General features: G+C 65.0%; 10 protein-coding genes. 7 read left to right on the top strand and 3 right to left on the bottom strand.

The annotated features are described in order from the left end of the window. Positions 1 to 63: 63 nt before the first annotated feature. The 4 genes from YH64_RS29510 to YH64_RS29495 all read left to right on the top strand — a co-directional run bounded on the left by YH64_RS29510 (position 64) and on the right by YH64_RS29495 (position 4,304). The gene (locus tag YH64_RS29510) at positions 64 to 1,326 is read left to right on the top strand and encodes an ABC transporter substrate-binding protein (RefSeq protein ID WP_046807869.1); all 1,263 of its coding nucleotides are present in this window, start codon (positions 64 to 66) and stop codon (positions 1,324 to 1,326) included. 254 nt (positions 1,327 to 1,580) lie between these two features. Next, entirely contained in the window at positions 1,581 to 1,994 is a 414-nt protein-coding gene (locus YH64_RS29505; protein ID WP_046807877.1) for an NUDIX hydrolase, read from the top strand. A gap of 20 nt (positions 1,995 to 2,014) precedes the next feature. Beyond that, positions 2,015 to 2,824: an aminoglycoside phosphotransferase family protein gene (locus YH64_RS29500; RefSeq protein WP_046807870.1), complete on the top strand. Its 810-nt coding sequence runs from the start codon at positions 2,015 to 2,017 to the stop codon at positions 2,822 to 2,824. Positions 2,825 to 2,909: 85 nt separating this feature from the next. Beyond that, positions 2,910 to 4,304 (top strand): GntP family permease, encoded by a 1,395-nt coding sequence (locus tag YH64_RS29495; RefSeq protein ID WP_046807871.1) that lies wholly within the window; start codon positions 2,910 to 2,912, stop codon positions 4,302 to 4,304. Here the strand turns inward: YH64_RS29495 and YH64_RS29490 are convergent. Then, on the bottom strand, positions 4,283 to 5,194 hold the full coding sequence (locus YH64_RS29490) for a LysR family transcriptional regulator (RefSeq protein WP_143215609.1): 912 nt from the start codon (positions 5,192 to 5,194) through the stop codon (positions 4,283 to 4,285). The two genes, YH64_RS29495 and YH64_RS29490, sit on opposite strands and share 22 nt — an antisense overlap. A 144-nt stretch (positions 5,195 to 5,338) precedes the next feature. Here YH64_RS29490 and YH64_RS29485 point away from each other — a divergent pair, with 144 nt between their 5' ends. Continuing rightward, entirely contained in the window at positions 5,339 to 6,094 is a 756-nt protein-coding gene (locus YH64_RS29485) for an SDR family oxidoreductase (protein ID WP_046807873.1), read from the top strand. Positions 6,095 to 6,788: 694 nt separating this feature from the next. Next, positions 6,789 to 7,673, top strand: a complete 885-nt coding sequence (locus tag YH64_RS29480) for a crotonase/enoyl-CoA hydratase family protein (protein ID WP_046807874.1) — start codon at positions 6,789 to 6,791, stop codon at positions 7,671 to 7,673. Positions 7,674 to 7,722: 49 nt separating this feature from the next. Here the strand turns inward: YH64_RS29480 and pdeR are convergent, their stop codons facing one another. Next, entirely contained in the window at positions 7,723 to 9,720 is a 1,998-nt protein-coding gene (gene pdeR / locus YH64_RS29475) for a cyclic di-GMP phosphodiesterase (RefSeq protein ID WP_046807875.1), read from the bottom strand. Between the two features lie 311 nt (positions 9,721 to 10,031). Continuing rightward, positions 10,032 to 11,027 (bottom strand): tripartite tricarboxylate transporter substrate binding protein, encoded by a 996-nt coding sequence (locus YH64_RS29470; protein WP_046807876.1) that lies wholly within the window; start codon positions 11,025 to 11,027, stop codon positions 10,032 to 10,034. A gap of 221 nt (positions 11,028 to 11,248) precedes the next feature. Between YH64_RS29470 and YH64_RS29465 the strand changes: the two genes are divergently transcribed. Continuing rightward, positions 11,249 to 12,088 (top strand): dihydroxy-acid dehydratase (locus tag YH64_RS29465; protein WP_255444873.1); only part of this gene is annotated, 840 nt, incomplete at its 3' end.

Here is a 12,088-nt window from a genome sequence, read left to right as displayed (position 1 = left end):
AGCCAGAGCGCCATCAAGGCGCCAGCAGGTTTTCACATGATCCGGCACAAGAGGAGACAAACCATGGCTTACGCCAAGATGCCCCGGATTTCCATGCAATGCCGCAGCACGATTACCCGTTTGTTTGCCGCTTCCGCCCTGGCGGCGGCCGCCGCCACCCCGGCCTGGGCGCAGCAGCCGGCCGCCATCTCTGACGATATCGTCAGGCTGGGCCTGATCCTGGACATGAGCGGCGTCTACGCCGACGTGACCGGCAAGGGCAGCGCCACCGCCGCCCAGATGGCCATCGACGACTTCGGTGGCACGGTGCTGGGCAAAAAGATCGACCTGATGGTGGTGGACCACCAGAACAAGGCCGACATCGCCGCCGCCAAGGCGCGCGAGTGGTACGACACGCAGAAAATGGACGCCATCATGGACGTGGCGGGGTCCGCGCCCGCGTTGGCGGTGCTGGAAGTGGCCCGGGAAAAGAAGAAGATCGTGGTGTTCAGCGGCCCGGGCACCGAACGCATCACCAACGATTTGTGCTCGCCTTATTCGGTGCACTACACCTACGACACCTGGTCGCTGGCCAACACCACGGCGCGCGCCACTGTCGAGAAAGGCGGCAAGAGCTGGTACTTTCTGACGGCCGACTACGCCTTCGGCCACACGCTGCAAGCGTCCGCCACCGAGGTGGTCAAGGCCAACGGCGGCACGGTCCTGGGCGCGTCACGCCACCCCTTGGGCTCCAGCGATTTTGCGTCGTATCTGCTGCAAGCGCAGGCCAGCAAGGCACAGGTGATCGGGCTGGCGAACGCGGGCGGCGACACGGTCAACGCCATCAAGGCGGCCAGCGAATTCGGCCTGACCAAGGGCGGCCAGAAAATGGCCGGCCTGCTGCTGTACATCAACGACATCCACGCCATCGGCCTGGACGCCGCCGCCGGCCTGACCCTGACCGAGGCGTTCTACTGGGACATGAACGACCAGACCCGCGCCTGGTCGCAGCGCTATTACGACAAGCTCAAGAAGATGCCCAACATGAGCCAGGCGGGCACGTATTCGTCGGTGATGCACTACCTGAAGGCAGTGCAGGCGGCTGGCACCGACGCGCCGGAAGCCGTGATGAAGCAGATGAAGTCCATGCCCATCAACGACTTCTTCGCCACCAATGGCCGCATCCGCGAGGACGGGCGAATGGTGCACGACATGTACCTGTTCGAGGTCAAGCAGCCGTCGGAATCCAAGCGGCCGTGGGACTACTACAAGCTGGTCGCAACGCTGCCGGGGGATCAGGCGTTCATGCCCTTGTCGAAGTCGACCTGCCCGCTGGTGAAGAAGTAGCAAACGAAGTAGCAAATGAAGTAGCAAACGAAGTAGCAAACCCGCTCCAAGCGGTGCCGCATCCGAATACGCTAGGATGAGCGCCACCGCTTGGAGATTTCCGCATGCCCACCGCCGCGCCGCCCCCCGACTTCCCTGCCAACGCCGCCCCGCCTTCATCCGCTGCCAAGCGTGCAAGCGCGGCCTCGGAGTCATCCACGGCGACCACGCCATCCGATCCCGCCGCCGCTGCGCCCGAGCCGGCGCGCGGCCCGATCGCCGCCACCATCGCCGCCGTCATCCGAGATGGCCACGTGCTGCTGGTGCGCCGCGCCAACCCGCCCGACGAAAATTGCTGGGCTTTCCCCGGCGGCAAGATCCACGCCGGCGAGCCATTGGAAATCGCCACCGCCCGCGAACTGCTGGAAGAAACCGGCGTGGTGGCCGAGCCGCTGCACGTGTTCGACGCCGTCGACGTCTTCGATCGCGACGACGCCGGCGTGCTGCGCCGCCATTTCATTTTGATCGCCATGCTGTGCCGCTGGCAGTCCGGCGAACCCGTCGCGGGCGACGACGCACGCGACGCGCGCTGGGTCCCGCTGTCGGACCTGGAAGGCCACCGCCTGGCCACCAGCTTCGGCGTGGCGCGGCTGGCACGCAACGCGGCGGCATTGATGTCTATGTTGTGACCCCCAGGGAATCCATGCCGATGTTTGAATCGTATCTGTCTCGCTGGAATCTGGTGCCTGACGGTGCCCCCATCCAGACCCATGCGGCGCGCTTGCTGCCCGTCACCCATCAGGGCGCGCCCGCCATGCTGAAAATTGCCGAGCAGGAAGACGAGCGGCAAGGTGGCGTGTTGATGCGATGGTGGAACGGGCAAGGCGCGGCCCGCGTGCTGGCACACGACGAAGACGCCATCCTGCTTGAGCGCGCGATGGGATCGCAATCGCTGTCCGCCTATGCCCGCACGGGCCGCGACGACGAGGCCACGCGCATCTTGTGCAATGTCTTGAAGGCGCTGCACGCGCCGCGAGCACAGCCGCTACCCCCCCTGCGCGGGCTTGAAGAGTGGTTTGTGGACCTGTGGCCGATGGCGCGCGCGCATGGCGGCATCCTGGCCCAAAGCGCCCTCCATGCGCGCGCCTTGCTGGATGACCCGCGCGAGGTCACCGTGCTGCACGGCGACATGCATCACGACAACGTGCTGGATTTTGGCGAACGCGGGTGGCTCGTCATCGACCCCAAGCGCCTGACCGGCGAGCGCGCCTTCGACTACGCCAATATTTTCTGCAACCCCGACCTGTCCGACCCGGTGCCGCCCGTGGCTACGGTTCCGGGCCGCTTCGAACGCCGGTTGCAGATCATCGTTGAAGAGTCCGGGCTGGACCGGCGCCGCTTGCTGCAATGGGTGGTGGCGTGGTGCGGCTTGTCTGCCGCGTGGTATCTGGCCGACGGTGACGACGCGGCGGTCGACCTGAACATCGCCCACCAGGCCCACGCGCTGCTGCGCGCCTGAACCGCGCCCGCGTCACATGCCGGCCGGGATGATCGGGTAAGGTGTATGCCCTTCACCCCTTATCTCTTCATTCCTGGAGTCCTGAATGACCGGATTGTTTATCGTGGTGGCGGCGCTGGCGTTTCTGATGCTGGCGGCGTATCGAGGCTATAGCGTCATTTTGTGCGCGCCCATCGCGGCCATGGGCGCGGTGCTGTTGACGGACCCTTCCGCGCTGGCCCCGGTGTTTTCGGGCATCTTCATGGAGCGCATGGCGGGGTTTGCCAAGCTGTATTTCCCCGTGTTCCTGCTGGGCGCGGTGTTCGGCAAGCTGATCGAGCTCTCGGGCTTTTCGCGCGCCATCGTGCAGGCCGTGCTGCGCATGATCGGGGCCGAACGCGCCATCATTGCCATCGTGCTGGTCTGCGCGGTGCTGACCTACGGCGGCGTCTCGCTGTTTGTGGTGGTGTTTGCCGTTTACCCGTTCGCGGCCGAGATGTTCCGCCAGGGCGGCATCCCCAAGCGCCTGATGCCGGGCGCCATCGCGCTGGGCGCGTTCACCTTTACGATGACCGCGCTGCCGGGCACGCCGCAGATCCAGAACATCATTCCCACCACCTTCTTTGAAACCACGACGTGGGCCGCGCCATGGCTGGGGCTGATCGGCGCTGCCTTCACGCTGACGGTGGGCGTGACGTATCTGGAATGGCGCCGCAAGCGTGCGGCGGCGGCCGGGGAAACCTATGGCACCGAACTGCGCAACGAACCCGCCACCCCGGCCACGGAACGCAACCACCACCCGCTGATCGCGTTGCTGCCGCTGGTGGTCGTGGGGGTGATGAACTTCCTGCTGACGCGCTGGATTCCGGGCTGGTATCCCGCCGGTTCCGAAGTGGACCTGCCCGGCCTGGCCAAGCCCATGCCCGTCAACGCCGACGACCAGGTGGCGCTGTGGGCCGTCATGGGTGCGCTGATAGCCGGCATTGCCACCATCCTGCTGTTCTCGTTTTCGACCATCAAGGCGCATTTTGCCGAAGGCAGCAAAAGCGCCGTGTCCGGCGCGCTGCTGGCGTCCATGAACACGGCCGCCGAATACGGCTTTGGTGGCGTCATCGCGGCGCTGCCGGGTTTCTTGCTGGTGGCCGATGCGCTCAAGGCCATCCCCGATCCGCTGGTGGGCGAAGCCGTGGCGGTGACGTCGCTGGCGGGCATCACCGGGTCCGCCTCGGGGGGCATGAGCATCGCGCTGGCCGCCATGGCGCAGACGTTTATCGATGGCGCGGTGGCCACCGGCATCCCCATGGACGTGCTGCATCGCGTTGCCGCAATGGCCAGCGGCGGCATGGACACCTTGCCGCACAACGGCGCCGTGATCACGTTGCTGGCGGTTACCGGCCTGACGCACCGCCAGTCGTACGGCGACATCTTCGCCATCACGCTGATATCTACGATGTCGGTGTTCGTGGTGATTGCGGTGTACTACCTGACCGGCATCGTCTGATCGAACGCGGTGGCGAACACCTGGACCAGCCACTGCGTGAAGACGCGCACCCGCGCGGACACCTGCCGGTTCTGCGGATACAGCACCGACACCGGCATGGGCGCGGGCGGCAGATGCGGCAGCACGATGCGCAGATGGCCGGCCGCCAGTTCGCGCTCGACGCGATAGCGCGGCACCTGCACCAGGCCCAGCCCGGCCAGCGCCGCGCTGGTGTAGAGCTCGGCACCCGTCACACTGACCACCGACGCCGGGCGCGCCGTGACGCGGCGCCCGTTCACCATGAAATCCAGCGCAATGGCCCGCCCGCTGGCGCTGGACACGTAATCCACCGCGCGGTGGTGCGCCAGATCGTCCAGGCCGGCGGGTGTGCCAAAGCGCGCCAGGTAGGCCGGGCTGGCGACGGTTACCTGCGGCATCAGCGCAATCTGGCGGCCCGCCAGCGAAGAATCCTGCAAGGCGCCCGCGCGCAGTACGCAGTCCACGCCTTCGCGCACCAGGTCCACCAGACGGTCGTCTTCGCCCAGGTGAAGCACGATATCGGGATAGCGTTCCAGAAAGCCGGGTAGCCCCGGCATCACGAAATACTTGGCCAGCGTGCCCTGCGCATTGACCCGCAGCAAGCCCTTGGGCGCGGTGTTCAGGAACGCGCCGTCGGCCTCTTCCAGGTCGGCCAATAGGCGCACGCAACGCTGGTAGTAAGCCTCGCCGTCGTGCGTCAGCCGGACCTGCCGCGTGGTCCGTTCCAGCAGCCGCGCGCCCAGCCGCTGTTCCATGCGCTTGATCAGGTTGGTGACGGTGGCGCGCGGGATGCGCAGGTCTTCGGCCGCCTGTGAAAAGCTGCGCCGCTCGGCGATGCGCACGAACACCTGCATTTCCTGGAATCGGTCCATGTCTTGGCGGGGATTGTTAATGCAAATGAAATGATGTTAGCGATTATCGGGTAATTATTTTCGGTTTGGAATAGTTCATGATTCGTCTCAAGCCGTACGCCCTGCGGCCTGCGCCCTACGCCCTTTTTGAACCGGAGATTCCCAATGAACAAGCAAGCCCCCGAACAAGCATCGCAACGCGTCGCCCTGGTTACTGGCGGGTCGCGCGGCATTGGCGCCGCCATCGTGCGCCGCCTGGCCGCCGACGGGTACGCCGTGGCCATCAACTATGCCTCCAGCGCGGCGCACGCCGACACCCTGGTCAGCGAGATTCGCCAGGCCGGCGGGCGCGCGTTGGCGGTGCAGGCGGACGTGGCGCGCGCCGACCAGGTGCGCGCGATGTACGACAAAGTGGAAGCCGAGCTGGGCACGGTACACGCGCTGGTCAATTGCGCCGGGGTGTTGATGGTGCAGCCGCTGGCGGAAACCACCGACGAGGCTTACGACCAGACGTTCGACATCAACACGCGCGGCACCTTCAACACGCTGCGCGAAGCCGCCACGCGGTTGGCGGACGGCGGCAGCGTCATCAACGTGTCCAGCACCACCGTGGCAACCAACCTGCCGGGTTACGCCATCTACATCGCCAGCAAGGCGGCAGTCGAAAGCCTGACGCGCGTGTTCTCCAAGGAACTGCGCGGCCGCCGCATCATGGTCAACGCCGTGGCCCCCGGCCCCGTTGCCACCGAGCTGTTCCTGAAAGGCAAAAGCCCCGAATTGATCGAGCACTTTGCCAAGATGCCGCCGCTGGAACGGCTGGGCCAGCCGGACGACATTTCAGGCATCGTGTCGTTCCTGGCCGGCCCGGATAGCGGCTGGATCAACGGGCAGGTGCTGCGCGCCAACGGCGGGCTGGCATAGCGATGCGCCTGCGCGGGCGGTGGTCAGGCGCGTGCATCGTCATGATGCGCGCGCCGCGACATGGCCGCCCTGCCCCGCGCCAACCGTGCCTTTTCAGAACCGTGCCTTTCAGAACCGACACTGCGCGGTCGCGACCGTCGGCCGGCTTGTAGGTCAGGAACGCGCTGCTGTTGCGCCGCGCCACGTTGCTGACGCGGTTTCTGCACATTTTCGACCTTGCGCCGTCTGGGCTAGGGCCTGCGGCAAGGCGGATGACAGGGCTAAGGCAAGTGCCCAGGACAGGCGGCGGGGATAAACGGCGGATACATCGCAAAGCCCTTGATCGATTCAGGTCGACGAAGGCCGATGCTGTCGAGCATCGATTCCATTTACCAATAAGAATTATTTTCCGTTGCCCAAGGGCAACCAGCTCATCCGTCTGCATGACGCACGACGCCGACACGCCCCCGCCCCGCACCGCCCGGAACCTCGCGAATTTGCGAGCTTGCTCATCCGTTGCGGCGATGCGGGCCCTCGCCCGAGAGGGCGAGACCAGCCATGCGTTGTTGTGGATTTTGCTTTCTTCACTCGGGAGTTCGACCTACGGCCAAGTCTGGCCAGCCGGACGAGATTTGCATGAGACGGCACCCGGAAGGTCTGGTTTAGGCTGACCCGGCAGTACTCCGACTCACCTTGATCGATTGGACGAAAGCAAATGAATCAACTCATTCATACAGACTGCCATCCCTTCACCGCCGCGGGAAACATGAAGCAGATATCCGCCTTTTATGAGGAGGGACGCCGAGTCATGTGGATGATGCTGCGTGCGCAACCGCGGCCGTGCTTCAACCACGAACTTATCGACGAAATCATGACCCTGGCGCGCGCCGCCAAGGACTCCGGGCTGCCGATCGACTTCTGGGTCACGGGCTCGCTGGTGCCGCAGATCTACAACGTGGGCGGCGACCTGAACTTCTTTGCCGAGGCCATCCGCACCGGCAAGCGCGAAGCGCTGCGTGCCTACGCCCGAGCCTGCGTGGACTGCGTACACGCCGCCTCGCGCGGTTTCGACACGGGCGCGATCTCGCTGGCCATGATCGAAGGCACGGCGCTTGGCGGTGGCTTTGAAGCCGCGCTGGCGCACCACTTTGTGCTGGCGCAGAACAATGCGCGCATGGGCTTCCCAGAAATGGCGTTCAACCTGTTCCCGGGCATGGGTGGCTATTCGCAGGTGGCGCGCCGGTCCGGCATGAAGCTGGCCGAAGAGCTGATCAGCTCGGGCGAATCGCACACGGCTGAATGGTTCCACGGCAAGGGGCTGGTGGACACGCTGTTCGAGCCGGGCGAGGCGTATCGCGCCACCCGCACGTTCATCGATGTGATGCGACCCAAGCTGAACGGCATGCGCGCCATGTTGCGCGCCCGCCAGCGCGTGCTGAACCTGTCGCGTTCCGAATTGATGGACATTACCGAAGACTGGGTCGAAGCCGCCTTCTCGATTGACCCGAAGGACCGTGCCTACATGGAACGCCTGGTGCTGGCGCAGAACCGTCGCAGCGCCGTCAGCAGCGACGCCGCGCAGGAAGCCACCATGCACTGAGCGCGGCTGCCCACGGACCCAGCAAGCCTGCCCCTCGGCGCGGGCAGCATCAGGCGATCAGATGCAGCCGGCGCCGTTGGGCCAGCCAGGTGACGAATTCGGACGCGGGCATGGGCTTGGCGTACAGATAGCCCTGCTTGGCGTCCACGCCCAGCGTGTCCAGGAAACCGGCCTCTTCGGCGGTTTCCACGCCTTCGGCGATCACCTTCAGTTCCAGCGTGCGCGCCACCGCCACGATGGCGCGGGCCAAGGCCTGCGACACCGGGTTTTCGTTCACGCCGCGCACAAAGCTGGCGTCCAGCTTGATGGCATCAAGCGGTATGCGCGCCAGCTGCGACAGCGACGAATAGCCCGTGCCGAAGTCGTCCAGGTGCACGCGCGCGCCCAGTTGCCGGAACTGCTTGATCAGGTCGATGGCGGCGCCCTCGTCTTCAATCAGGCAGCTTTCGGTAAGCTCGATATCCAGCATGCACGGGTCCAGCCCCGCGTCGCCGATCGCGCGCATGAAGTCGCTGACCACGCCCTTGTCATCCAGCTGGCGGGCCGACATGTTGATGGCGATGCGAATGTTCAAGCCGTCGCGTTTCCACGCCGCGGCCTGACGCGCCGCTTCGCGCATCACCCACACGCCCAACGGCGAGATCAGGCCGGATTCCTCGGCGTAAGGGATGAAGGTGCCCGGGCAGACCATGCCGCGCTCGGGCGAGCGCCAGCGCAGCAAGGCTTCAACGCTGTGCACTTCGCCGGTGCGGCCGACCAGCTTGGGCTGGTAGTACAGCATCAGATGATTTTCGGCCAAGGCCTTGCGCAGGTTGGTGTCCAGCCACACGTAGTCGGCGTTGCGCCGGTCCATGTCGGGTTGGAACACACGGTAGGTGTGGCGCCCCGCTTCCTTGGCCACGTACATGGCGATGTCGGCGCTGCGCACCACGCTGTCCAGGTCGGCGCCGTGGTCCGGGTACATCGCGATACCGATCGAGCAGCTGGTGTATACCTCGATCAGGCCTTGCCGGAAGGGCTCGCGCAAGCGTTCGATGATGCGCTCGGCGGTGGATTCCAGTTCCCAGGCCTGCGCCTGTTCCTGCAACACGATGAACTCGTCGCCCCCCAGCCGGGCCAGCGTCTGGCCGGGTGACAGGCAGGTGGAAATCGCCACCGATACGGCCTTGAGCAGGCGGTCGCCAAAGCCATGGCCGTAGTGGTCGTTGATACGCTTGAAGTTATCCAGGTCCAGGAACAGCACGCCGCCACGCCCCTCCTGCCCCGCCGCCAACGCCGCCTTCAGGCGCGCGGTGATCGCGTGGCGGTTGGGCAGGTTGGTCAGCATGTCGGTGTTGGCCAGCACGCGCAGGCGTTCCTGCGCCGCGCGTTCTTCGGTGATGTCGGTGCCCGAGCAGATCAGGTAGACGCGTTTTTCACCGCTGCCGCTGGTGACGAATTTATTGCGGAACAGGAACAGGCGCGGACCCTTGACCGTGTTGATCAGGCGTTCCACTTCGTAGGACTGGCCGCGCTTGTAGAACTCGGCGATATTGCGGCGCGAGGCAATGGCCTCTTCGCGCGTCATGAACATTTCGAACACGCTGCGTCCGACGATGTCCTGTTCGCGCTTGCCCGTGTATTCCTCGCTAAGCTTGTTAAAGCGCTGCACGCGGCCGTTCTGGTCCACGATGACGATCACCGAATTGGCCTCGGACACCACGGTTTCGGCAAACGACAAGCCTTCAACCAGGTCCTTGGCTACCGACTCGGTATCGGAATGGGCGGACGCGGTACCGGCCCATTCATTCGGATTGATCTTGCGCCCTACCAAGTGCAGGCGCAGCAGATCACCGTATAGCGAAATGTCGATGCGCACGCTGGAGGTAATCCCCGTCAGCGACCGAATCATGTCGGCCTGATCCGGCCTGAGCGCCATCGCGACATTCGTCGCCCCCTTGATGGCGGCCAATTCCATGGCGTCGCTATCGGCCGACACGCGCCAATAAGGGCTGTGCGTACCGAAGTGCGTGTACAGGATCGACTTTTCGTCTTGATTCTCTGTCATCGTGGTATCCCCCCACTGTCCTAGGCTGGACCGCAAAGAACATTACGGCCTAGTCCGAACAGGGTCAATACCCGGGTGCAGCGCACAAATCCTGTATTGCGAATTATTGCATCGGCTTTTCCGGCGGCCCGGCGCACGAAGGACTTCCCGCCCGGAATTAATGCGTGCTTTCCCCCTTCCACGAACGTGTTGTTGCGCGAGGCCGGGTGGCGTTGCACAAAAAATTTCGCCGAAGATTCGCGAGAATCTTCGGCGTGCGATCAAAAACAGTAAGGCGACACCAGGTCAATGTCCCGGTCTATGAAGCGGGATCAGTCCCCCTTCACACCTGCCTCGTCGATGACCTTGGTCCAGCGGGCCAGTTCGGCCGAGATCCGGGCCCCGGCATCGGCCGGCGTGGTCCAGGTGGCGATGGCGCCCTGGTTCAGCAACGAGGCCTGCACCTGCGGCTTGGCCAGGATCTTCTTCAGTTCGCCATTCAGACGGTCGATCACCGGCGCCGGCGTACTGGCGGGCGCGGCGATGCCGAACATGGAGCTGACTTCGAAGTCCTTCAAGCCGGCTTCAGCGGCGGTCGGCACGTCGGGCAGCGCGTCCACGCGCTTGGGCGAGGTCACCGCCAACGCGCGCAGCTTGCCCGCCTTGATGTTGGCCTGCGCGGCGGGCACGGTTTCGATCATGCTCAGCACCTGCCCGCCCATCAGGTCGGTCATGGCGGGGCCGCTGCCCTTGTACGGCACATGCAGGATGTCGACGCCCGCCGTGCGCTTGAACATTTCGCCGGCCAGATGCTGCGGCGATCCGTTACCGGCCGAGGCCATGGTGATGTAGCCGGGCTTGGACTTGGCCAGCGCGATGAATTCGGACAGCGTCTTGGCCTGCACCGACGGGTTCACCACGAACACCAGCGGCACGGTGCCCACGATGGACACCGGCGCAAAGCTCTTTTCCACGTCATACGTGACGCGGCCGCGATACAGCGCGGCATTGATGGAGTGGCTGGTCAGCGCGCCCATCAGCAGCGTGTAGCCGTCGGGTTGCGCCTTGGCAACCTGGTCCGCGCCGATGTTGCCCGCCGCGCCCGCGCGGTTTTCCACGATGACCGATTGGCCCAGCGCGCCCGTCAGTTCCTGCGCCAGCACGCGGCCGATCACGTCGGTGGCGCCTCCGGGCGGGTACGGCACGATCAGGCGGATGGGCTTGTCGGGATAGGCATCGGCGGACAGAGCCGGGGCGGATACGCCGGCGCACAGAGCCAGCAGGGAAAACAGGACGGCACGGCGCGGCCGCAGACGCAGGTCTGACATATAGGTCTCTCCAGCCGGGATGAGTATAGGAATGGACGGACGCCCGGCTCGTCAACCGCGCCAGTGTAGGAGCCGAAACTTGATTGAAGAATCAGAATTTTTCTATCGACTGATCGGTAATAACGATCAATATTCGTCAGCGCGAAAACCGCTTGCAGCCCATTTCAAAGGCTGGCTATGATCTTGGACCTGGATTATCAATAATATTATCGGGACTGAAAATGACGGACGAGACCAAGGGTGCCAAGCCCGTGATGGGCCCTTTTGACAGCGACAGCGCCACCGCGCAGGGCGTGGCGCGCGGGCTCACCAACTACGGCGACAAGGGTTTCTCGCTGTTCTTGCGCAAGGCCTTCATCAAGGGCGCCGGCCTGTCGGATGACGCACTGGCTCGTCCCATCATCGGCATCGTCAACACGGGCAGCAGCTACAACCCGTGCCACGGCAACGCCCCGCAACTGATCGAAGCCGTCAAGCGCGGCGTCATGCTGGCGGGCGGCCTGCCGATGGACTTCCCGACCATCTCGGTGCACGAGAGCTTCTCGCAGCCCACCAGCATGTACCTGCGCAACCTGATGTCGATGGACACCGAGGAAATGATCCGCGCGCAGCCCATGGACGCCGTGGTGCTGATCGGCGGTTGCGACAAGACCGTGCCCGCGCAGCTGATGGGCGCGGCCTCGGCCGGCGTGCCCGCCATTCAATTGGTCACGGGGTCGATGCTGACTGGCTCGCACCGTGGCGAACGGGTCGGCGCCTGCACCGACTGCCGCCGCTACTGGGGCCGCTACCGCGCCGACGAGATCGACGCGCCGGAAATCGCCGACGTCAACAATCAGCTGGTGGCCAGTGTGGGCACCTGTTCCGTAATGGGCACGGCCAGCACCATGGCCTGCATCACCGAAGCGCTGGGCATGATGGTGGCGGGCGGCGCGTCGGCCCCCGCCGTGACCGCCGACCGCGTACGCGTGGCGGAACGCACCGGCGCCACCGCCGTGGCCATGGCCGCATCGCGCCTGACGCCCGACCAGATCATCAACGGCAAGTCCATCGAAAACGCC

Source organism: Achromobacter sp. LC458 (genome assembly GCF_001005835.2).
Taxonomy (GTDB): Bacteria; Pseudomonadota; Gammaproteobacteria; order Burkholderiales; family Burkholderiaceae_B; genus Achromobacter; species Achromobacter spanius_B.
This window is presented reverse-complemented; position numbering and strand designations above follow the sequence as displayed.

Bases quoted from the DNA above. Each gene is read 5' to 3' on its own strand.
- YH64_RS29510 (WP_046807869.1), top strand. From the start codon at position 64: ATGGCTTACGCCAAGATGCCCCGGATTTCCATGCAATGCCGCAGCACG.
- YH64_RS29500 (WP_046807870.1), top strand. From the start codon at position 2,015: ATGTTTGAATCGTATCTGTCTCGCTGGAATCTGGTGCCTGACGGTGCC.
- YH64_RS29495 (WP_046807871.1), top strand. From the start codon at position 2,910: ATGACCGGATTGTTTATCGTGGTGGCGGCGCTGGCGTTTCTGATGCTG.
- YH64_RS29490 (WP_143215609.1), bottom strand. From the start codon at position 5,194: ATGGACCGATTCCAGGAAATGCAGGTGTTCGTGCGCATCGCCGAGCGG.
- YH64_RS29485 (WP_046807873.1), top strand. From the start codon at position 5,339: ATGAACAAGCAAGCCCCCGAACAAGCATCGCAACGCGTCGCCCTGGTT.
- YH64_RS29480 (WP_046807874.1), top strand. From the start codon at position 6,789: ATGAATCAACTCATTCATACAGACTGCCATCCCTTCACCGCCGCGGGA.
- pdeR (WP_046807875.1), bottom strand. From the start codon at position 9,720: ATGACAGAGAATCAAGACGAAAAGTCGATCCTGTACACGCACTTCGGT.
- YH64_RS29470 (WP_046807876.1), bottom strand. From the start codon at position 11,027: ATGTCAGACCTGCGTCTGCGGCCGCGCCGTGCCGTCCTGTTTTCCCTG.